This is a genomic window from Roseivivax lentus, from assembly GCF_900156805.1.
GTDB classification, from domain to species: Bacteria; Pseudomonadota; Alphaproteobacteria; order Rhodobacterales; family Rhodobacteraceae; genus Roseivivax; species Roseivivax lentus.
Map to the genome: position 1 here is coordinate 394,844 of NZ_FTOQ01000002.1, position 20,419 is coordinate 415,262.

General features: G+C 68.2%; 18 protein-coding genes. 6 read left to right on the forward strand and 12 right to left on the reverse strand.

Going from position 1 to position 20,419, the window contains the following annotated elements; all coding sequences use genetic code 11:
* Positions 1–9: 9 nt before the first annotated feature.
* Positions 10–672 carry a ribonuclease T2 family protein gene (locus BW990_RS05515; RefSeq protein ID WP_076445806.1) on the reverse strand — a complete coding sequence of 221 codons (663 nt, stop codon included), beginning with the start codon at positions 670–672 and terminating at the stop codon, positions 10–12.
* A gap of 112 nt (positions 673–784) precedes the next feature.
* Here BW990_RS05515 and BW990_RS05520 point away from each other — a divergent pair, with 112 nt between their 5' ends.
* Entirely contained in the window at positions 785–1,543 is a 759-nt protein-coding gene (locus BW990_RS05520) for a DUF1013 domain-containing protein (protein ID WP_076445808.1), read from the forward strand.
* A 275-nt stretch (positions 1,544–1,818) separates the two neighbouring features.
* On the opposite strand, the gene recR is transcribed toward BW990_RS05520, so the two are convergent.
* The 5 genes from recR to BW990_RS05545 form a co-directional block, all read right to left on the reverse strand.
* On the reverse strand, positions 1,819–2,412 hold the full coding sequence (gene recR, locus BW990_RS05525; protein ID WP_076445810.1) for a recombination mediator RecR: 594 nt from the start codon (positions 2,410–2,412) through the stop codon (positions 1,819–1,821).
* Positions 2,413–2,433: 21 nt separating this feature from the next.
* Positions 2,434–2,778 (reverse strand): YbaB/EbfC family nucleoid-associated protein, encoded by a 345-nt coding sequence (locus BW990_RS05530; protein ID WP_076445812.1) that lies wholly within the window; start codon positions 2,776–2,778, stop codon positions 2,434–2,436.
* An 80-nt stretch (positions 2,779–2,858) separates the two neighbouring features.
* On the reverse strand, positions 2,859–4,670 hold the full coding sequence (locus BW990_RS05535; RefSeq protein WP_268794328.1) for a DNA polymerase III subunit gamma/tau: 1,812 nt from the start codon (positions 4,668–4,670) through the stop codon (positions 2,859–2,861).
* Between the two features lie 81 nt (positions 4,671–4,751).
* Complete coding sequence (gene ileS / locus BW990_RS05540) at positions 4,752–7,730, reverse strand: isoleucine--tRNA ligase (protein ID WP_076445816.1); 2,979 nt, start codon at positions 7,728–7,730, stop codon at positions 4,752–4,754.
* A 180-nt stretch (positions 7,731–7,910) separates the two neighbouring features.
* Positions 7,911–8,243, reverse strand: coding sequence for a CBU_0592 family membrane protein (locus BW990_RS05545; RefSeq protein ID WP_076445818.1), 333 nt, complete (start codon positions 8,241–8,243; stop codon positions 7,911–7,913).
* A gap of 539 nt (positions 8,244–8,782) precedes the next feature.
* Here BW990_RS05545 and BW990_RS05550 point away from each other — a divergent pair.
* Positions 8,783–8,968 carry a hypothetical protein gene (locus tag BW990_RS05550; RefSeq protein WP_143526085.1) on the forward strand — a complete coding sequence of 62 codons (186 nt, stop codon included), beginning with the start codon at positions 8,783–8,785 and terminating at the stop codon, positions 8,966–8,968.
* 191 nt (positions 8,969–9,159) lie between these two features.
* Here BW990_RS05550 and BW990_RS05555 read toward each other — a convergent pair whose 3' ends face one another.
* Both BW990_RS05555 and BW990_RS05560 read right to left on the reverse strand, forming a co-directional pair.
* A complete protein-coding gene (locus BW990_RS05555; protein ID WP_076445821.1) occupies positions 9,160–10,233 on the reverse strand; it encodes a YcjF family protein in 1,074 nt (357 codons plus the stop codon).
* Complete coding sequence (locus BW990_RS05560; protein WP_076445823.1) at positions 10,230–11,636, reverse strand: YcjX family GTP-binding protein; 1,407 nt, start codon at positions 11,634–11,636, stop codon at positions 10,230–10,232. Before BW990_RS05560 ends, BW990_RS05555 begins: the two co-directional genes overlap by 4 nt.
* Positions 11,637–11,797: 161 nt before the next feature.
* On the opposite strand from BW990_RS05560, the gene truA reads away from it, so the two are divergent.
* From truA to BW990_RS05575, 3 genes are all read left to right on the forward strand, one after another.
* Positions 11,798–12,565 (forward strand): tRNA pseudouridine(38-40) synthase TruA, encoded by a 768-nt coding sequence (truA, locus tag BW990_RS05565; RefSeq protein WP_076445825.1) that lies wholly within the window; start codon positions 11,798–11,800, stop codon positions 12,563–12,565.
* A gap of 241 nt (positions 12,566–12,806) precedes the next feature.
* Complete coding sequence (locus BW990_RS05570) at positions 12,807–13,472, forward strand: SDR family NAD(P)-dependent oxidoreductase (RefSeq protein ID WP_076446364.1); 666 nt, start codon at positions 12,807–12,809, stop codon at positions 13,470–13,472.
* A complete protein-coding gene (locus BW990_RS05575) occupies positions 13,469–14,995 on the forward strand; it encodes a cryptochrome/photolyase family protein (RefSeq protein ID WP_200798019.1) in 1,527 nt (508 codons plus the stop codon). Before BW990_RS05570 ends, BW990_RS05575 begins: the two co-directional genes overlap by 4 nt.
* Positions 14,996–15,034: 39 nt before the next feature.
* On the opposite strand, the gene BW990_RS05580 is transcribed toward BW990_RS05575, so the two are convergent.
* The 4 genes from BW990_RS05580 to BW990_RS05595 form a co-directional block, all read right to left on the reverse strand.
* On the reverse strand, positions 15,035–15,448 hold the full coding sequence (locus BW990_RS05580; protein ID WP_076445827.1) for a VOC family protein: 414 nt from the start codon (positions 15,446–15,448) through the stop codon (positions 15,035–15,037).
* Between the two features lie 12 nt (positions 15,449–15,460).
* Positions 15,461–16,678: a bifunctional alpha/beta hydrolase/OsmC family protein gene (locus BW990_RS05585; protein ID WP_076445829.1), complete on the reverse strand. Its 1,218-nt coding sequence runs from the start codon at positions 16,676–16,678 to the stop codon at positions 15,461–15,463.
* 84 nt (positions 16,679–16,762) lie between these two features.
* Entirely contained in the window at positions 16,763–16,975 is a 213-nt protein-coding gene (locus BW990_RS05590) for a hypervirulence associated TUDOR domain-containing protein (RefSeq protein ID WP_200798020.1), read from the reverse strand.
* A 56-nt stretch (positions 16,976–17,031) separates the two neighbouring features.
* The gene (locus BW990_RS05595) at positions 17,032–18,516 is read right to left on the reverse strand and encodes an MORN repeat-containing protein (RefSeq protein ID WP_076445833.1); all 1,485 of its coding nucleotides are present in this window, start codon (positions 18,514–18,516) and stop codon (positions 17,032–17,034) included.
* Positions 18,517–18,705: 189 nt separating this feature from the next.
* Between BW990_RS05595 and BW990_RS05600 the strand changes: the two genes are divergently transcribed.
* Complete coding sequence (locus tag BW990_RS05600) at positions 18,706–20,373, forward strand: NAD+ synthase (RefSeq protein WP_076445834.1); 1,668 nt, start codon at positions 18,706–18,708, stop codon at positions 20,371–20,373.
* The last annotated feature ends 46 nt before the right edge of the window (positions 20,374–20,419 follow it).

Below are 20,419 nucleotides of genomic sequence, written 5' to 3' on the forward strand. Positions count from 1 at the left end.
GCCGTCCGTTCAGCGCACGGGATCGAGCAGCGCGTCCTCCAGCGTGCAGTCGCGGACCACGTCGCGCCCGCAGGGTACCGGCTCCAGCGCCCTCGACAGGCAGAGCCGCGCCTCCTGGATGCGGCCCGCGCGGCAGGTGATCGTCAGCATGTCCGGCTCAAGACCTGGATTGTCCTTCAAGAAAGCCTCTTCGACCACGGTTGCGGGCAGGGTGACCGGCGCGCTCAGACGGGTGAAGATGTCGGGCAGCACCACCGCCTCGAAGGCGCTCTCGGCGGCCTCGTAATAGGATGCGGCGGAAAGGCCCGAACAGGTCCCGTGCTTTTTCCATTGATGCCAGGCCAGACCCGCCGTGCCCATCACCTCGGCCATACCGGCGGTCATCGAGCGGGGCGGCGGTGCATGGGGGGTGCGGCAATAGGACGGCCAGCCATCCTCGTATTGCGGCCAGAGCCCGTGCAGGATCCAGCCCGCATCGCGCTCCGCGTCGCATTGCGGCGACCGCCGCGCGTCACCCTCGAGCGCGCACCAGGTCGGCGACCAACTCATCGCGAGGACGTAATAGTCGAAATCGCCCGCAATCTCGCCTTCGGCGCGGGCCATGCCCGGTGCCGTCAGCGCCAGCAAGGCGGCCAGCGCGACACCGGTGATTTTCTCTTTCAACTCGTGCATCCCGTGACTATACAGCCTGCAAGTTTCCCGACAATGGCAACTGTCCCGGACCCCCGGGACCCGGCAGGGCGAAGGCCCCGCCCGCCCCGGAAGATATGTGAAGGAGAGTTCTATGGCCAAGCTGCTGCATCCCAAGGCCACCGCGGTCTGGCTGGTGGACAACACCACGCTGACCTTCAAGCAGATCGCGGATTTCACCGATATGCACGAGCTTGAGATTCAGGGCATCGCCGATGGCGACGTGGCCACGGGCGTGAAGGGCTTCGATCCCATCGCCAACAACCAGCTGACCCAGGACGATATCGACCGCGCCGAGGCCGATCCCACGGTGGTGCTGAAGCTCAAGCACAACCCCGCGGCCATCGACGAAGACAAGCGGCGCGGCCCGCGCTACACGCCCCTGTCCAAGCGCCAAGATCGCCCGGCCTCCATCCTGTGGCTGGTGAAGTTCCACCCGGAACTGTCGGACGGGCAGATCTCCAAGCTCGTCGGCACCACCAAGCCCACGATCCAGTCGATCCGCGAGCGGACGCATTGGAACATCTCCAACCTGCAGCCGATCGACCCCGTGGCGCTCGGTCTCTGCCGCCAGTCCGAACTGGACGCGGCGGTCGCCAAGGCCTCGAAGGCCACCGGCAAGGTCATGGATGACGACGAGCGCCGCAAGCTCGTCTCGACCGAGCAGTCGCTCGGCATGACGCCCGAGCCGCGCCTGCCCTCCAGCATGGAAGGGCTCGAGAGCTTCTCGCTCTCCGATCCGCGCGACGAGGACGAAGAGAAGCCCGACAGCGATTACGCCGATGCGGAATCCTTCTTCAACCTGCCCGATGGCGGGAACGATGACGAGGATGACGACGACAAGAAGCGCTGAGCTTTCGACGGGCCGGCTTCCGAAACCCGCGCTCCGGCGCGGGTTTTTTCTTGTCTGGCGCTCAGGACCGGCGCCGCGCATCGACGGGCCGCGATACGGCGATCGAGGCCGCTCGATCTCTCGATGTCAGGAAATGTTTGAAACCGCGCGCCCGGCCGAACCCAAGCGCCGTGCGGGGGACGGTCCGGCGGTGCACGGGTGCTTTCGGCTTTGAAGCCGCGAAGGGCCGCTAATGGGGGCACGTCCAGTGGGCACGCATCCCACTGACCGTCCCGTCACATCCGCTTGCGCGCATTCAGCGCCGCGGTGATCGTGCCGTCGTCGAGATAATCGAGCTCGCCGCCGATCGGCACGCCCTGCGCCAGCGAGGTGATCTCCACGCGGCCCTCGAGCTGGTCGACGATGTAATGCGCCGTGGTCTGTCCGTCGATCGTGGCATTGAGTGCGAGGATCACCTCAGTGATCTCCTCGCCGGCGACGCGGTCGAGAAGCTTCGGGATGCGCAGATCCTCGGGCCCCACCGCATCGAGTGCGGACAGGGTGCCGCCCAGCACGTGATAGCGCCCCTTGAAGACGCCCGAGCGCTCCATCGCCCAGAGGTCGGCCACGTCCTCCACGACGCAAAGCAGCCCCGTCGCGCGCCGGTCGTCGGCGCAGATCGCGCAGATGTCGGAGGTGCCGACATTGCCGCAATTGAGGCATTCCCGCGCCGTGCGCGCCACCTCCGCCATGCTGTCCGCAAGCGGCTGCAGCAGCAGCCCGCGCTTGCGGATGAGATGCAGCACCGCGCGCCGGGCCGAACGCGGCCCGAGACCGGGCAGCTTCGCCATCAGGTCGATCAGCGCGTCGATCTCCGAGCGGTCAGCCATGCAGAAGCGGCGCGAACTGCCTCAGAAAGGCAGGTTCATGTCCTTGGGCAGGCCCATGCTTTCGGCAAGCTTGCCCATCTCTTCCTTGGAGCGTTCCTGCGCCTTCTGCTGCGCGTCCTTGATCGCGGCGAGGATCAGGTCCTCGACCACTTCCTTGTCGTCGCCGTTGAAGATCGACGGGTCGATATCGAGGGTCTTCAGCTCGCCCTTCGCGGTGCAGCTGGCCTTCACGAGCCCCGCGCCCGCTTGGCCCTCGACAACGATGTTGTGCATCTCTTCCTGCAGCTCGGTCATCTTGGTCTGCATTTCCTGGGCGGCCTTCATCATCTTGCCCATGTCGCCGAGCCCGCCTAGTCCTTTGAACATCTCGTCTCTCCTGAATGCCGGTGTTTGCCTTGAGATACGGACGACCGGGCCAGCTCACAAGGCCGGTCGTCTCTTGAAGATCAGTCGTCCTCGAAGGGATCCCATTCGTCCTCGACCTCGGGCAGGGCATCTGCCTGGGCCTCCTGCGCCTCTTCCTCGGGCGTCGTGACCTTGAGGATGCGCGCCTTGGGGAAGGCGTCGAAGACCGCGCGCACCATGTCGTGGCTCGCGGCCTCGTCGCGCAGGGCGCGGGCATCGGCGTCGCGGGTCTCGACGATGGTCGCCGCCTCGCAGCCATTGACCAGCGTCACCGCCCAGCGGTTGCCGGTCCAGCGCGACAGCGACGCGCCGAGCCGCTGGGCCAGATCGGGCGCGGCATCCTCCGTGGGCGTGAACTCGATCCGGCCGGGCTGATAGGCCGCGAGCCTGACGCCGCCCTCCACCTCCACGAGCAGCTTCACGTCGCGATTGGCGCGGATCAGCTCCAGCACATGGGCGAAACTCGGATAGCGCGACAGCGCTTCCTCGGCGGCGATGGCCCGGACCGCGTTGCCTCCATGCGCCGAGGGCCCCGAGGGGCCGCGATGGGTCGGGGTGGGCAGGCCCTGTGCCTGCACGGGCGCGCTGGTGGCAGGCGCGTGGGTCATGCCGCCGCCACCGCCACCACCCGGCGGGGCGGGCGGCGGGCTTTCCGCCTGCAGCTTGCGCACGAGGTCCTCGGGCGAGGGCAGTTCGGCCACATGCGTCAGCCGGATCACCGCCATCTCCGCGGCCATCATCGCGTTGGGCGCGGCAGACACTTCCTCGAGCGCCTTCAGCAGCATCTGCCACATCCGCGTCAGCGGCCGCATCCCGAGCTGTTGCGCCAGCGCCTGCCCGCGGCTGCGCTCCTCGGGCGAGATCGTGGGATCCTCCGCCGCTTCGGGGGTGATCTTCACCACCGAGATCCAATGCGTGACCTCGGCCAGATCGCGCAGGACCGCCATGGGATCGGCGCCGTCGGCATATTGCGCGGAGAGTTCGGTAAGTGCCGCGGCGGCATCGCCCCGCATGATCGTCTCGAAAAGATCGAGCACCCGCGCGCGGTCCGCGAGCCCCAGCATCGCGCGCACCTGATCGGCACTGGTCTCGCCCGCGCCGTGGCTGATCGCCTGATCGAGCAGCGAGGTCGCGTCCCGCGCCGAGCCCTCCGCGGCACGGGTAATGAGCGCCAGCGCGTCGTCGGTGATCTCGGCCCCTTCGCCGGAGGCGATCTTGCGCAGGAGCGCGATCATCACCTCGGGCTCGATCCGCCGCAGGTCGAAGCGCTGGCAGCGCGACAGGACGGTGACCGGCACCTTGCGGATCTCGGTCGTGGCGAAGATGAATTTCACATGCGCCGGCGGTTCCTCAAGCGTCTTCAGAAGCGCGTTGAACGCGCTTGTCGACAGCATGTGAACCTCGTCGATGATGTAGATCTTGTAGCGCGCCGAGGCCGCCCGGTAGTGCACCGAATCGATGATCTCGCGCACATCGCCGACGCCCGTATTCGACGCCGCGTCCATCTCGAGCACGTCGACATGGCGGCCCTCCATGATCGCGACGCAATGCTCGCACTGCCCGCAGGGTTCGGTCGTGGGGCCCCCTTCGCCATCGGGGCCGATGCAGTTCATCCCCTTGGCGATGATCCGCGCCGTGGTGGTTTTTCCGGTCCCGCGGATGCCGGTCATGATGAAGGCCTGCGCGATCCGGTCGGCGGCGAAGGCGTTCTTCAGGGTGCGCACCATGGCGTCCTGACCGACGAGATCGGCGAAGGTTTCGGGCCGGTATTTCCGGGCCAGAACCTGGTAGGCGGGGGCGGTCGGGGAGTCGCTCATGGGTCGATGGTCCTGTCTCCGGGCGCGGAAGTCCAGCCTTCGGATCCCGCGGCCCCAAAATCTTAATTAAGATTTTGGGGCCCCACAAAATTCGTTAATTTTGTGGGGCGCTCTGTGTCAGCCGAGCGCGTCGTTGCACCGCGCGCAGGTGGCGGGGTGGGCATGGCGGCCCACATCCGGCAGGATCTTCCAGCAGCGCTGGCACTTCTCGCCCTCCGCCTTGGCGAAGGTCACCGCGACGCCCGGCACGTCCGGCAGGCGGTAGGCCGCTTCCGGGGCCGAATCGCCGGTGATGGTGATGTCCGAGGTGATGCAGAGATCCTCGAAATGCACCGATCCCAGCGCCGCGCGTGCCTCTGCGCTCTCCACGTGCACGATGGGCGCGGCCTCCAGCGAGGCGCCGATCACCTTGTCGGTGCGCTGCACTTCGAGCGCTGCGGTCACCACGCGCCGCACGCGCCGGATCTCGGCCCATTTCGCCGCCAGCGCGTCGTCGCGCCACGCTTCGGGCGTCTCGGGGATGTCCTGCAGATGCACGGAGCTGTCCGCGCCCGGGAAGCGCTCCAGCCAGACCTCCTCCATGGTGAAGACCAGAACCGGCGCGAGCCAGGTGGTCAGCCGGTGGAACAGGATGTCGAGCACCGTGCGGGCCGCCCGCCGCCGCGCCGTGTCGCCGTCGCAATAAAGCGCGTCCTTGCGCACGTCGAAGTAATAGGCCGAGAGATCCACCGTGGCGAAGTTGAAGAGCGCCTGGAACACGCCCTGGAAGTCGAAGGCCGCGTAGCCCGTGCGCACCCGCTCATCGAGCTCGGCCAGCCGGTGCAGCACCCAGCGTTCGAGCTCGGGCATCTCCTCGGGCGCCACGCGATCCTCGGGCCTCACATGCGCCAGCGCGCCCAGCATGAAGCGCATCGTGTTGCGCAGCCGCCGGTAGCTGTCTGCCGTGCCCTTCAGGATCTCGGGGCCGATGCGCTGATCGGCGGTGTAGTCGGTCTGCGCCACCCAGAGCCGCAGGATATCCGCGCCATATTGCTGCACGATCTTCTCGGGGACGATCGTGTTGCCGAGCGACTTGGACATCTTGTTGCCCTTCTCGTCCAGCGTGAAGCCATGGGTGACCACGTTGCGATAGGGCGCGCGGCCCATCGTGCCGCAGGCCTGCAGGAGCGAGGAGTGGAACCAGCCGCGATGCTGGTCGGTGCCTTCCATGTAGACATCCGCGATCCCGTCTTCGGAGCCGTCGGGCCGGTCCCGCAGCACGAAGGCATGGGTGGAGCCCGAATCGAACCACACGTCGAGGATGTCGAAGACCTGCTCCCATTCGGACGGGTCGTAATCGTTGCCGAGGAAGCGTTCCTTGGCGCGGTCGGCGTACCACGCATCCGCGCCCTCTGCCTCGAAGGCCTCAAGGATGCGGGCATTGACGGCCGGGTCCTTCAGCAGGAAGTCCGGATCGGTCGGCAGCGCGCCCTTCTTGGTGAAACAGGTCAGCGGCACCCCCCAGGCGCGCTGGCGCGAGAGCACCCAGTCGGGCCGCGCCTCCATCATCGAATAGAGCCGGTTGCGCCCGGATTTCGGCGTCCACTTGACCTTGTCGATGGCCGTCAGCGCGCGCTCGCGGATGGTCTTGCCGAGTTCGTCCTGCCCGTCGCCCACGGGCCGGTCGATGGCGGCGAACCATTGCGGCGTGTTGCGGAAGATGATCGGCGCCTTGGAGCGCCAGGAATGCGGATAGGAATGCTTCTGGCGTCCGCGCGCCAGAAGCCCGCCCACCGCGACGAGCTTGTCGATCACCGCCGCGTTCGCCTTGTCTTCCTTGCCCTTTTGATTGAACACGCGCAGGCCCGCGAAGAACGGCACATGCGGCAGGAATTCGGAATCCTCGCCCACGTTATGGGTCATCCGGTCGAGCCAGTTGCGCTTGAGGAAGCACTCGTAATCCTCCGCGCCGTGGCTGGGCGCGGTATGCACGAAGCCCGTGCCCGCATCGTCGGTGACGTGATCGCCGTCGATCATCGGCACGTCGTAATCCCAAAAGCCCTCGGCCCCGTCCGCCCCGCGGAAGGGGTGCGCCAGGTGCAGCGTCGAGAGCTCGTCACCCGAGACCTCGCGGATGCGCTCCCAGCCGCCCTCTTCGAGCCGCGCCTTGGTGAAGACGTCCGCCGCAAGGTTGTCGGCGACGATGTACCGCTCACCCACCGACGCCCAGCATTCCTCGGGCGTGCGGGTCACCTCGTAGAGCCCGTAGGAGATCGCGGGGTTGTAGGCCACGGCCTTGTTCGACGGGATGGTCCAGGGCGTGGTGGTCCAGATCACCACCTTCACGCCGCGCATGCGCTCGGCGATCAGGTCCGAATCCGCGCCGGCGTAATCGTCGTCCTCGCCCGGGGCCATGGTCACATGACCGCCGCGCACGATCTCGAAGGGCACCCAGATCGTGTGGCTCTGGTGCTCGTGATACTCGATCTCGGCCTCGGCCAGCGCGGTCTTTTCCACCGGCGACCACATGACGGGCTTGGAGCCCTGGTAGAGCGTGCCGGTCATCAGGAATTTCTGGAATTCCTCGGCGATCACGCGCTCGGCGTGGAAATCCATCGTCAGGTAGGGCTCGGCCCAGTTGCCGGTGATGCCGAGGCGCTGGAACTCCTCGCGCTGGATGTCGATCCAGCCCTCGGCGAAGCGGCGGCATTCCTGGCGGAAATCGACGATGTCGACCTCGTCCTTGTTCTGGCCCTTGGCGCGATACTGTTCCTCGATCTTCCATTCGATGGGCAGGCCGTGGCAATCCCAGCCGGGGATGTAGCGGGCGTCGCGCCCCATCATCTGATGGCTGCGCACGATCATGTCCTTGATCGTCTTGTTCAGCGCGTGACCGATATGCAGGTGCCCGTTGGCATAGGGCGGGCCGTCATGCAGGGTGAAGGGCTGCCGCCCCTCGGCGCGCTCGCGCAGCCGGTCGTAGATGCCGATCTCGTCCCAGCGGGCCAGCCATTCGGGTTCGCGCTTGGGCAGGCCCGCGCGCATCGGGAAATCGGTCTTCGGAAGGTTCAGCGTGTCTTTGTAGTCAGGCTGCTCGGTCACGGTGTCGGCGCACATCTGTGGCGTCCTCGGAATTCAGGTCTCGGATGGGGTGAGGGGCGGCGCGGCAGGGCAGACGCCTTTGTCCCGGCGAACCGTGTGTTACGGCGCCGGGCATGTAATTCGAATGACGATGGCGGCGTGCTTCATCATGCCCGCCTTATAGGCAGGCCCGCCGCGATGGTCCAGAGCGCGGCGTCACTCCGCGGGATGCACATGCACCCGGTGGACCTGGCCCAGCCGCGCATCCATCCGGCCCCGGACATGACGATGCAGCCGCAGCGAAATCGCGACGATCCCGAGCAGGATCCAGAAACCCTGGATCAGCGCGGCGGCCATGTTGAAATCCTGCGTGAGGCTGAGCATCACCAGCGTCGCCGCAACCGTGTTGATGCAGAAATAAAGCGTGCTCTCGCTGCTCAGGAACCGCAGCGACAGGAGCGTGTAATTGCAGATATAGGTCGCCACCCCGAGGAAGCCTGCGGCGTTGCACGCATCGGCAACGGAATACCCTGTCAATTCGAAAAACATGAAAACGGCCTTTGGTAAATGGCGCCTCGTCAAAGCGCGGGCGTGTCGAAAGCTGTCTTGAAACGTGTCTGGCGGCAAAAAAAATGTGCGCCGCCTGTGAACAGGGTGGCCTCGCGCGCGCCGTCTGTCGAGGCCGGTATTCCTGACCCCGGGTCCGGGAATCGGCCGACCGCCCGCAGGGCCCTGCGACATCCTGGCCTGTGCCCATCGGCAGAAGACGGCGCGGCGGCCCGGGACATCGGCCAGCCTCCGCCGAACGCCGCGGCACGCGATTTGGACCGGCGATTCCCGGCTTGGTCTCGGCGCCTGCACGGGCGGTCCGCGGCCCGTTTCGGGGCGCGCGCGACGCCGTGGATGACGGGGCCCGCGAGAGACGCATTCTGGGATCACTGGCCGGGGCGATCCGGCCTCCGATCCCATCCCCCGACCCAGAGGACACCCACATGGCCTACAGAGACGAAATCGATCACAGCCGTAGCCCCACCCGATCCGGGTCCGCGGGCCGGTCCACGGACACGCTGCATGCCGCCCCCGGGGGCATGCGCGGGATTTGGGGCGGGCTGGCCGCGGTGGTCGGCCTGCTCGTGCTTCTCTTCCTGGCGCTGAGCTTCGTGGGCGGCGGAGAGAGCGCGGGCACCTCCGCACCGGGCGACAGCATGATCGCCCCCGCCGAAGCGCCGCCCGCCGCTTCCGACAGCGCACCCGCCACCGTCCCCGCGGAATAGGCGGTCGCCGGGCCGATCCGCAGCCCGTTCCGAATGGCGCAGCCCGGCCCGACCCGCGTATGAGCAGCGGCGCGGGGGGCATTCTTCCTCTCCGGCAGCGAGGAGGGGGCGGGCCGCCATGGACAATGCGGTATGGACGGTCCCGGGCCTTCCGCGTGGCTCGGGGCCGCTTCCGTCGGCCGGCAAGTCGGTCAGCTCTTGGTCTTGCCGTCGCCCTTGCCGAAGAGATCGGTCAGCGAGGTGGTCACGATCCGCCGCACCGAAGGCCGGCGCGCCGCCGAGAAGGGCAGCGGACGGCAGACCTCCATCGCCGCGACGCCGACCCGCGCGGTCAGCGCGCCGTTCACCAGCCCTTCGCCGAAGCGCCGCGAGAGGCGCGCCAGAAGCCCACCGCCGAGGATCGGCTCCAGCATGTCGTCGCCCACCGCGACCGCGCCCGTGGCCACGAGATGCGAAAACACCGCCCGCGTCAGCCGCCACGAACCCAGCGTGCCGGAGCGGCCGCCATAGATCTCGGCGATGCGGCGGATCATGCGCAGGTTCGACGACAGCGCCGCGGCCACGTCCGCGAAGGCCAGCGGCACCAGCGCCGTGACCGCGGCGACCTGCCGGGCCGCGGCCTGCACCTCCGCCGTGGCGCGCTGATCGAGCGGGCCCAGCACCTCGCGTTCCGCGAGGTGCAGCAGCGCCTCGGCGTCGAAGACATCGCCCTGCCGCTCGGCGAAGCGCTCGCGCCCCCAGCGGGTGTCGTCGCGCCCCTGGTAGAGCGCCGTGAGCCGCGTCGTGACCGCGCGCGCGGCCTCGAGGCCGCCGTCGCTCAGGGCGGAATCCGCCGCGCGCTGCAGCTGGTCGAGGCGCTTCAGTCTTGAAAAGGCGGACAATTCCTTGATGGCGATCAGCAGGGTGACCAGCAGGAACAGCGCGAAGAGGCCCGTGACCAGCCAGCCCAGGATCGGGTTCGCCGCCAGGAGGCCGGTGGCGAAATTCCACGCCGCGATCGAGAGGACCGTGGTCAGGATCATCCCCGCCAGCGCCCAGAACCAGCGCGCGAGCCGCGAAGGCCGCCGCGAGGCCAGGGCCGCCGCATTGGCCATGGCCGCGCCTTGCGGCGGGCCGTCCGCGCCGGGGGCCTGGCCCAGCTCCGGCACCGGGGGGGCGTCCGCGGGACCGGGCGGGGCAACGCCGGTGCCGGTCGGGCTTTGGGCGTCGTCGATTTCGATCAGGACGGGGCGGCGACGGCCGCCCTTGCGGTCGGGATCGTTCATAGCCGGTCTCCGAACAGGAATTCCGCGGCCCGGTCGAGCCGGATATGCGGCGGGCCGTGGCCCGGACGCAGCGAGAGGGGCGCGGGCGCGAAGGACATGATGCCGTAATCCCCGGCGAGCCAGTCGGTCTCCTCGCCCGAGAGCAGCAGGCGCGGATCGTCCGGCAGTTCGCCCGGCCAGAGCGCGGCCTCGCGGCCCGTCTCGAGAAGCCGCCCGCGCACGCAGTCGAGGCGCTGTCCCTTGACCTCGCGGGTCTCCTCGACCGTGGCGCGCAGGCTGGCGATGGCCATGGCGCGGGTCTTGGCGCCGGCGAATTCCGCGCGGTCCGAGGCCTCGCGCGTCATCGCCTGCATCAGCGCGGCGAGCCGGTCGTGCTGGGTGTGGTGCAGATGATCGGCCTTGGTGGCGGCAAAAAGAATGCGTTCGACCCGCTTGCCCATCAGAAGCTGGCTCAGAAAGGCGTTCCGGCCGGGGCGGAAGGCGCTCAGGATATCGGCCATGGTGCGGCGCAGATCGGCCAGCGCCTCGGGCCCGCGATGGATCGCGCCCAGCGCGTCGACCAGCACGACCTGCCGGTCGATCCGGGCGAAATGGTCGCGGAAGAAGGGTTTCACCACGCGGGCCTTGTAGGCCTCGTAGCGGCGCTCGAATTCGCGCCAGAGCGATTTGCGCGGCGCGCCGTCGCGCGGCGGCAGCGGCGCGAAGGTCAGCACCGGAGAGCCGGCGAGATCGCCCGGCAAGAGGAACCGGCCCGGCGTGAGGTCGGAATAACCGGTGTCGCGCGCGGCTTGCAGATAGGCGGTGAAGGACTCGGCCAGGGCGCGGGCGCGGGGCTCCTCCAGCGCTTGCGCACTGTCCTCGCCCGATATCGCCGCGCGGAACGCCGCCGCCTCGTCGCGCCGGTCGAGGCGCGCCAGCGTCTCGGCGGACCATTCGGCGTAGCTCTTGTCGAGAAGTGCGAGATCAAGCAGCCATTCGCCGGGATAATCGACGATGTCGAGATGCACGTTCCGCGGCCCCTGCAGCCCGGCCAGAAGCCCGGTCGGGCGCACCTTCAGCGACAGGCGCAACTCCGAGATCGCGCGGGTGCTTTCGGGCCAGCGCGGGGTCTTCGCGGTCAGCGCGGCGAGATGCGTCTCGTAATCGAAGCGCGGCAGCGTGTCGTCGGGCTGGGGCTGCAGATAGGCCGCGGCGATGCGGCCCTCGGCGGCGGCGCTGAGCTGGCCCATGCGCCCGCGTTCCATCATGTTGGCCACGAGCGAGGTGATGAACACCGTCTTGCCCGACCGCGCAAGGCCGGTGACGCCCAGCCGGATCACCGGCTCGAAGAAGGTCTCGGACAGGGTGTCGCCCACGCTTTCCACGCCGCGCGTGAGCCTGTCTGCAATCTCCGAGATGACCAATGCGCCGCGTCCCCGTGCCTGCCTGTGCCGGCCTGTGCCTGCCTTGCCCCCAAGATAGGCAGTCGTGGCGCGCTCCGCCAGTGGCCGGGCTGGGGGGAGGTGGCGGCCGGGCTGCGGGCGGGGCTTGCCGGGCGCGCGCGCTTTGTCTATCGCCCGGGGCCATGCCGCGATTTGCGTTCAAGGTAGAATATGACGGCGCGCCGTTCTCGGGCTGGCAGCGCCAGAAGGATCAGCCCTCGGTGCAGGGCGCGATCGAGGCCGCGCTTGCGCGGCTCGAACCCGGCCCCCACAGCATCGCCGCGGCCGGGCGCACCGATGCGGGCGTGCATGCGCGCGGGCAGGTGGCGCATGCGGATCTTGCCAAGGATTGGGATCCGTTCCGTCTGCAGGAGGCCCTGAACCACCATCTGAAACCCGCCCCGGTCGCCATCGTCGACGCCGCGCGGGTGGCGGAGGATTGGCATGCGCGCTTCTCGGCGGGCGAGCGGCGCTATCTCTTTCGGGTCCTGAACCGCCGCGCGCGGGCGGTCTTGGAGGCGGGCCATGTCTGGCAGGTGCCCCGGCCACTCGATGTCGAGGCCATGCGCGCGGCGGCCGAGGCGCTGATCGGCAAGCACGATTTCACCACCTTCCGCTCCACCATGTGCCAGGCGCAAAGCCCGGTGAAGACGCTCGACGCGCTGGAGATCGAGGCGGCGGAGACCGAGGCGGGCCGCGAGATCCGCTTCCGCCTGCGGGCGCGGTCCTTCCTGCACAACCAGGTGCGGTCCTTCGTGGGCACGCTTGAGCGGGTCGGCGCGGGCGCCTGGGCGCCCGAGGATGTGGCCCGCGCGTTGGCAGCCCGGGACCGCGCCGCCTGCGGGCCGGTCGCGCCGCCGCAGGGGCTTTATCTGATGGGCGTGGGATACGAGGACGATCCGTTCGCGTGAGGGCGGGCGTCGGGTCGCGTTTTTCCGGAAAGGTGAAGGGGCTTGCGGCAGCTTGCGCACCGGCCTGCGGCGCGGGGCGGCGGGGGCGGGAGCCGAGGGCGGCGAAACGGCGGCGCGCCGAGCGGGGGGCCGCGCCGCGTCGGGTGTGCGCGGCATGGTTGCGACCGCCCGGGCGCGGGTCCGGCAGGCCTGCGGCACCAGCGCGCTTGAAGCGGGGCGCGCGCTGTCTACCTCCATCGCCATGACACATGCATTGATTATCGGCGCGTCGGGCGGCATCGGCTCCGCAGTGGCGCAGGAACTGGAACGGCGCGGCGTATCGGTCACGGGATTGTCGCGCTCCGGTAACGGGCTCGACGTCACCGACGAGGCCTCGGTCGAGGAGCATCTCGGCCGCCTCGAAGGGCCTTATGACCTGATCTTCTGCGCCACCGGCGCGCTCGAGATCGACGGCGCCAGCCCCGAGAAGACCATCCGCGACCTGACGCCCAAGGCCATCGCGGACCAGGTCGCGCTGAACGCCATCGGCCCCGCGATGGTGCTGAAACACGCCATCCGCCTCGTGCCCCGGCGCGAGGCCGCGGTGATGGCGGTGCTGTCGGCGCGGGTGGGCTCGATCGGCGACAATGGCCTTGGCGGGTGGTATTCCTACCGGACCGCCAAGGCGGCGGTGAACCAGCTTGTGCATTCGGCGGCCATCGAGTTCGGACGGACCCACAAGAAACTGTCCTGCGTGGCGCTGCATCCGGGCACGGTCGAGACCGCCTTCACCGCGAAATATGCCGACAACCACCCCACCGTCAGCGCGGCCGAGGCTGCGGGGCGGCTCTGCGATGTCTTCGAGCAACTCACGCCCGCGCATTCGGGGCGGTTTTTCGACTACGCCATGAAGGAGATCCCCTGGTGAGCCGGCTTGTCCTGGTCCTGGGCGATCAGCTTTCCGAGAGCCTCTCGGCGCTGCAGGAGGCCGACAAGTCCAGCGATATCGTGGTCATGGCCGAGGTCGCCGACGAGGCCTCCTACGTGCAGCACCATCCCAAGAAGATCGCGCTCATCTTCGCGGCCATGCGCAAGTTCGCCGCGCGGCTGCGCGAGGATGGCTGGGAGGTGCGCTATACCGCGCTCGACGACAGCGAGAATACCGGCTCCATCCCCGGCGAGCTGATGCGCCGCGCCGACCAGACCGGTGCCAAGGAGGTGCTCGCCACGCAGCCGGGCGAGTTCCGGCTGATCGCGCTTCTGGACGAGAATTCGCTGCCCGTTCGCCAGTTGCGCGACAGCCGCTTCCTGACCGATCTCGACTGGTTCGAGGACTGGGCCGAGGGCCGCAAGTCCCTGCGCATGGAGTATTTCTACCGCGAGATGCGCAAGCAGACCGGGTTCCTGATGGAGGATGGCGAGCCCGCGGGCGGCAAGTGGAATTTCGACCACGACAACCGCAAGCCCGCCCCGGACGAGGTCGATTTCGGCGGCCCGATGGAATTCACGCCCGACGAGACGGTGGAAGAGGTGCTGGAGCTCGTGGAGGCGCGGTTCGGCAATTCCTTCGGCGAGCTGCGCCCCTTCTGGTTCGCCACCGACCAGGGCCAGGCGCGCCGCGCGCTCACCCATTTCGTCAAACATGCCCTGCCGCGCTTCGGCGACTTCCAGGACGCGATGATGGGGCGCGAGAAGTTCCTCTATCACGCGGTGATCTCGGGCTACATGAATATCGGCCTGCTGGACCCGCGCGAGGTCTGCGAAGCGGTCGAGGAGGCGTGGCGCGCGGGCGATGCGCCCATCAACGCCGCCGAGGGCTTCATCCGCCAGGTCATCGGCTGGCGTGAATACATGCGCGCGATCTATTTCCGCGAGGGGCCGGATTACCCCCGGCGCAACGCGCTCAACCACCAGCGCAAGCTGCCGCCGCTCTACTGGGGGGCCGAGACGAAGATGCGCTGCCTCTCGAAGGCCGTGGAGGAAACGCGCGAGGAAGCCTATGCCCACCACATTCAGCGGCTGATGGTGACGGGCAATTTCGCGCTTCTGGCGGGCATCGACCCGGCGGAGGTCGAGGAGTGGTATCTGCGGGTCTATTTCGACGCCTTCGAATGGGTCACGGCACCCAATACGGTGGGCATGAGCCAGTTCGCCGATGGCGGCGTGATCGCGTCGAAGCCTTACGTGTCTTCGGGCAATTACATCGACAAGATGTCGGATTACTGCGGCGATTGCGCCTATTCGGTGAAGAAGAAGACGGGCGAGGGGGCCTGCCCGTTCAACCTTCTCTACTGGCACTTCATGGACCGCCACCGGGAGCGTTTCGCCAAGAACCCGCGCATGGCGCAGATGTACGCGACCTGGGACCGGATGAAGGACGACCGCAAGGAGACGGTGCTGCGCGAGGCGGAGGATTTCCTGGACCGGATGTCGAAAGAAGAGGTGGTCTGAGCGGCAGGGCCGACGCCCGGGTCGATCCTGACGCGCGTTTCAGCCGGGCATGCCTTCTGCGAGGTCCGGATTGTAGGCCACCACCTCGACGGTGTTGCCCTCGGGGTCGCAGGTGAAGATGCCGCGCCAGCCGATCCAGCCGAAGATCTCCTCGCGCCACGCGATCCCGCGCCTGTCGTATTCCGCGCAAAGCGCAGCCTGTTCTTCCACCGGCAGGCTGAGAGCGATGTGGTGCAACGCGCCGCGCGGTATGGCCTCGGGCTCCTCGAAGAGGGCCAGTACGGTCGTGTGTCCGGCGACACCCTCGGCGATGCGGAAGAAGCGGATATGCGGGCTTTCGTTGCCCTCCATGCGGGCAAGGCCCAGAACGCCTTCATAGAACGCGCTCATCGCCTCGATGTCGCGGCAACGGATCGCCACCTCGCCGAGCCCGCGGATGCGAAAACCGCTCATGTCCGCGCCGCCCTAGACAAGCTCCGTCACCACTGCCGAGCTTTGCTCCAGCGTCCGGTGGACCGGGCATTTATCCGCGATCTCCAGAAGCCTGTCGCGCGTCGCCGCATCGAGATCGCCCTCCAGCCGGATGCTGCGGAAGAAGGTGTCGACCTTGCGCGCCGCACCGCCCGCATCGGCATCGGCATCCTCTGCGTGAACCTTGTCGTGATGCACGTCGACCTCCACGTGGCGCAGCGCCAGCCCCTTGCGCCGCGCATACATCCGGATCGTCATCGACGTGCAGGCCCCGAGCGCCGCGCAGAGCAGGTTATAGGGCGTCAGCCCCTGATCCGTGCCGCCGACCGATTTGGGCTCGTCGGCGGTGACGTGGTGCGGCCCCACCTGGATGTCCTGCAGGAACCCGCCGGGATCGCATTCCGAAACCCGGACGATGCCTTCGGGCGCGTTTTCGGGGGGCGGCGGCGGCGCGAGGTCGAGATAGCGCGCGGCCCAGACGGCAATGAGGCCTGCGGCATATTCCGCATCATCGGGCCGGGTGATGAGGTGATCGGCCTCGTCCAGCGTCACGAAGCTCTTGGGGTGTTTGGCGGCCGTGAAGATGGCGGTCGCGTTCTCGATCCCGACCTGCGCGTCGCGCGGCGCGTGCATCACGAGAAGGGCGCGCTTCAGCTGGCCGATGATCGGGGCGAGCTCGGTTGCGGCGACGTCGCGGACGAAGTCGCGCCCGATGCGGAAGGGCCGCCCGCCAAGATCGACCTCCGCCGCGCCCGCTTCCTCGATCCGCTCCAGCGCGTCGGAGAAATTATGCGTCACGTGGCCCGGATCGAAGGGTGCGCCGATGGTGGCGACCGCGCGGGCCGAGGCGATTTCGGGCGCGGCCTTCAGCACCGCGGCCCCGCCCAGCGAATGGCCGATCAGAAGCTGGGGTCCCATGCCGCGCGCCGCCAGAACGCCCGCGGCGGCCACCAGATCGCCGACATTCGAGGTAAACGAGGTGTGTTCGAACTCGCCGCCCGAATGGCCGAGCCCGGTGAAATCGAACCGCAGGACGGCGATGCCTTCGGCGGCAAGCCGCGCCGCGATGCGCCGGGCGGCGGCGATGTCCTTGCCGCAGGTGAAACAATGGGCGAAGAGCGCCGTGGCCAGATGCGGCCCGTCCGGCAGGTCGAGCCTTCCGGCCAATGTGGCGCCCGACGGCCCCTCGAAGGCGATCTTTTCCGTTGGCATCCGGCCCTCCCTAGCGCGCCGATGGGGCGCGCCGGGACTATCTAGGCACGGCAGACGGGGCAGGGGCCACGCATTTCAGCGCGCTCACGCCCTCCTGATCTCGGTGACGGATTTCAGCACCGACGTGCCGTCCTCCTGTTCGATCATGAAGGCGGGCTCGTCGACCGAGGCATTCCGGCTGACTTCGGTGCCCTTGATCGTGCGGGTCACGTCTTGGGTGAAACGCTCCACGATCTCACCCGAGGCGGTGCCGTCGCCCCAATCCCATTCGACGCGGTCTCCGGTCGCATAGCCCATGATCGCTATCCTTTATGTGGCAGGAGAACGCCGCAGCGACGATCGGGGTTCCGCGCTCAGTTCTCGGGCGCGACGGGGGTCTCCGGGGTCTCGGGCGTTTCGGCATCGCCGTCCTCGGGCGTGGCGGTCGCCTCGCCCTCGGCCAGCGCACCGTTGATCCATTCGCCGCGCGCCTGTTCGCCGGTGGCGTAGCGCATGGTGCCGCTGCCCTGCCGCTTGCCGCCGATAAAGGTGCCCTCGTAGACATCGCCATTGGCATAGGTCGCGATGCCGGTGCCCTCGATCTCGCCCGCGACCCACTCGCCCTCATAGGTGAACCCGTCGGGCATTACGATCTTGCCCGTCCCGTGCCGCTGCCCGTCGAGGAACGCCCCGGTATAGACCGTGCCGTCGGGATAGGTCGCGGTGCCCTGGCCCTCGCGTTCGCCCTCGACCCATTCGCCCTCGTAGCGATAGCCGTCGGGATAGGTCATGGTGCCGAGCCCGTGGTTCTTGGCGTTGCGGAACCCGCCTTCATAGACGAGCCCGTTGGCATAGACCGCGCGGCCCTCGCCCTCGATCACGCCGTCGACCCAGTCGCCCGCGTAGGTGGAGCCGTCGGGATAGGTGATCTTGCCCTCGCCATTGGCCAGATCGCCGCGGAACTGGCCTTCATAGACCGACCCGTCGGGATAGGTGACGCGGCCCGCGCCCTCGATTTCGCCCGCGGCCCAGTTGCCGGTATAGACATAGCCGTCCGCGCCGCGGAAGGTGCCCTGGCCCTCGCGCTGATCGGCGACGAAGGCGCCTTCGTAGACATCGCCGTTTGCGTAGGTCACCTTGCCCTGGCCCTCGCGGCGGCCCGCCACCAGCTCGCCCTCGTAGATGTCGCCGTTTGGCTGGGTCAGCTTGCCGACCCCGTCGATCTGGCCGTCATCCCACATGCCCTCGTAGATCAGCCCGTCGGTCATCACGAGCGTGCCTTCGCCGTCCCGCTGCCCGTCCGCGACGCGGCCCTCATAGGTCGAGCCGTCGGGATAGGTGATGGTGCCGCGGCCTTCCTTGGTGCCGTTCACCCAGTCGCCTTCGTAGACATAGCCGCCGGGCGAGGTCATCGTGCCGCGCCCGTGATGCAGCGCGTTGCGGAACGAGCCTTCGTAGCGCACGCCGTTGGCATAGACCGCGATGCCCTGGCCGGTGATCTTGCCGTCCTTCCAGGTGCCCTCGTAGGTGCCGCCATCGGCGAAGACGATGCGGCCCACGCCGTCGGGCTTGCCGGCCTCGAACTCGCCCTCGTAGATCGACCCGTTGGGAAAACGCGCGACGCCCTGGCCGCGAATCTCGCCCTCGACCCATTCGCCGGTATATTCGTAGCCATTGGGCAGGGTGTAGGTCCCGGTGCCGTGCTGCAGCCCGTCCTTGAAGGTGCCCTCGTAGACGCCGCCATCGTCGTATTGCTTCGAGATGACCTCGCCATCCTGCGCCAGTGCGGCCCCCGGAACGCCGAGGCACAGGGCCAGAAGGCCCGCGCGCAGGAAGGTTGTCCGGCTGTTCTGTGTCATTCTGCTCAATCCCGCCCGTTCGGCCGCATCATGCGGGCTGTTGCCCCGAAATTAGTCAACGGGGCCAAGCGATACAATGTCTTTTGGCCGCAAGACGGCCGGCTCGGCATGGATGCGCGCGGGCAGCGGCTTCCCCTCGGGGCCGCATCTGCTATGTGGGCACGAAATGTAGCAAGGGGCTGAGACTTCATGGCGGACCAATTCCGACTGACGCTCGCGCAACTCAATCCGACGGTCGGCGACCTTGCCGGCAACCGGGCGCAGGCGCGTGCGGCCTGGGAGGCGGCCCGCGCGGCCGGCAGCGACCTCGTGGCCTTTCCGGAGATGTTCATCACCGGCTACAACACGCAGGACCTCGTGCGCCGCCCGGCCTTTCACGCCGCCGCGATGGACGAGGTGCACGCGCTGGCCGCGGAATGCGCCGACGGCCCGGCCATCGCCATCGGATCGCCCTGGCTCGAAGGCACGGAGCTGTTCAACGCCTACCTGATCCTTCAGGGCGGCGCGGTGCGCACCTCGGTGCTGAAACACCACCTGCCCAACGACACGGTCTTCGACGAGGTGCGGCTTTACGCCTCGGGGCCTGTCACCGGGCCCTACGCGGTGGGCGCGGCGCGGATCGGCAGCCCGATCTGCGAAGATGCCTGGTACGAGGATGTCGCCGAGACGCTGGAAGAGACGGGCGCTGATTTCCTGCTGGTGCCCAACGGCTCGCCCTACCATCGCGGCAAGTTCGACGTGCGGCTCAACCACATGATCGCCCGCACGGTCGAGACGGGCCTGCCGGTGATCTATCTCAACATGGTGGGCGGCCAGGACGACCAGGTCTTCGACGGCGGCTCCTTCATCGTCAATCCGGGCGGCCGGATGGCCGTGAAGCTGCCGGTCTTCGACGAGGAGATCGCCCATGTGACGCTGACCCGGACGCCCGAGGGCTGGCGCGCCGATCCCGGCACCGTGGCCCGCCATCCCGACGATTGGGAACAGGATTACCGCGCCATGGTCGAGAGCCTGCGCGACTACATGCGCAAGACCGGCTTCAGAAAGGCGCTGCTGGGCCTCTCGGGCGGCATCGATTCGGCCATCGTCGCGGCCATCGCCGCCGATGCGCTGGGCCCCGAGAACGTGCGCTGCGTCATGCTGCCCTCGGAATACACCTCCGAGCATTCGCTCGAGGATGCCAAGGCCGTGGCGAAGGCGCTGGGCTGCCGCTACGATTTCGTGCCGATCACGCCGGGGCGCGATGCGATCACCGAGACGCTGGCGCCCTTGTTCGAGGGCCGGGACGAGGACGTGACCGAAGAGAACATCCAGTCCCGCCTGCGCGGCCTGCTGCTGATGGCGCTGTCCAACAAGTTCGGCGAGATGCTCCTGACCACCGGCAACAAGTCCGAGGTCGCGGTGGGCTACGCCACGATCTACGGCGACATGAACGGCGGCTACAATCCGATCAAGGATCTCTACAAGACCCGCGTCTTCGAGACCTGCCGCTGGCGCAACGCCAATCACCGGCCCTGGATGAAGGGCCCCGAGGGCGAAGTCATCCCCGACCGGATCATCACCAAGCCGCCGTCGGCGGAGCTGCGCGCGGACCAGAAAGACAACGATTCGCTGCCCGATTACCCGGTGCTCGACGGCATCCTCGAGATCCTCGTCGACGACGAGGGCTCGATCGCGGATTGCGTCGCGGCGGGCTATGACCGCGCCGACGCCGTGCGGGTGGAGCACCTGATTTACATCAGCGAATACAAGCGCTTCCAATCCGCGCCCGGCACCCGTCTGACCGAACGCGCCTTCTGGCTCGACCGGCGGTATCCCATCGTGAACCGCTGGCGGGACGGGCGGCGGGACGGCTGAGCGCGCCGCGTGGCGGTTCGGACACGGACGCGCCGCGCATTCGGCG

Coding starts and splice junctions, on each gene's coding strand:
- BW990_RS05515 (WP_076445806.1), bottom strand. CDS start 672: ATGCACGAGTTGAAAGAGAAAATCACCGGTGTCGCGCTGGCCGCCTTG.
- BW990_RS05520 (WP_076445808.1), top strand. CDS start 785: ATGGCCAAGCTGCTGCATCCCAAGGCCACCGCGGTCTGGCTGGTGGAC.
- recR (WP_076445810.1), bottom strand. CDS start 2,412: ATGGCTGACCGCTCGGAGATCGACGCGCTGATCGACCTGATGGCGAAG.
- BW990_RS05530 (WP_076445812.1), bottom strand. CDS start 2,778: ATGTTCAAAGGACTAGGCGGGCTCGGCGACATGGGCAAGATGATGAAG.
- ileS (WP_076445816.1), bottom strand. CDS start 7,730: ATGTGCGCCGACACCGTGACCGAGCAGCCTGACTACAAAGACACGCTG.
- BW990_RS05545 (WP_076445818.1), bottom strand. CDS start 8,243: ATGTTTTTCGAATTGACAGGGTATTCCGTTGCCGATGCGTGCAACGCC.
- BW990_RS05550 (WP_143526085.1), top strand. CDS start 8,783: ATGCGCGGGATTTGGGGCGGGCTGGCCGCGGTGGTCGGCCTGCTCGTG.
- BW990_RS05555 (WP_076445821.1), bottom strand. CDS start 10,233: ATGAACGATCCCGACCGCAAGGGCGGCCGTCGCCGCCCCGTCCTGATC.
- truA (WP_076445825.1), top strand. CDS start 11,798: ATGCCGCGATTTGCGTTCAAGGTAGAATATGACGGCGCGCCGTTCTCG.
- BW990_RS05570 (WP_076446364.1), top strand. CDS start 12,807: ATGACACATGCATTGATTATCGGCGCGTCGGGCGGCATCGGCTCCGCA.
- BW990_RS05580 (WP_076445827.1), bottom strand. CDS start 15,448: ATGAGCGGTTTTCGCATCCGCGGGCTCGGCGAGGTGGCGATCCGTTGC.
- BW990_RS05585 (WP_076445829.1), bottom strand. CDS start 16,678: ATGCCAACGGAAAAGATCGCCTTCGAGGGGCCGTCGGGCGCCACATTG.
- BW990_RS05590 (WP_200798020.1), bottom strand. CDS start 16,975: ATGGGCTATGCGACCGGAGACCGCGTCGAATGGGATTGGGGCGACGGC.
- BW990_RS05595 (WP_076445833.1), bottom strand. CDS start 18,516: ATGACACAGAACAGCCGGACAACCTTCCTGCGCGCGGGCCTTCTGGCC.
- BW990_RS05600 (WP_076445834.1), top strand. CDS start 18,706: ATGGCGGACCAATTCCGACTGACGCTCGCGCAACTCAATCCGACGGTC.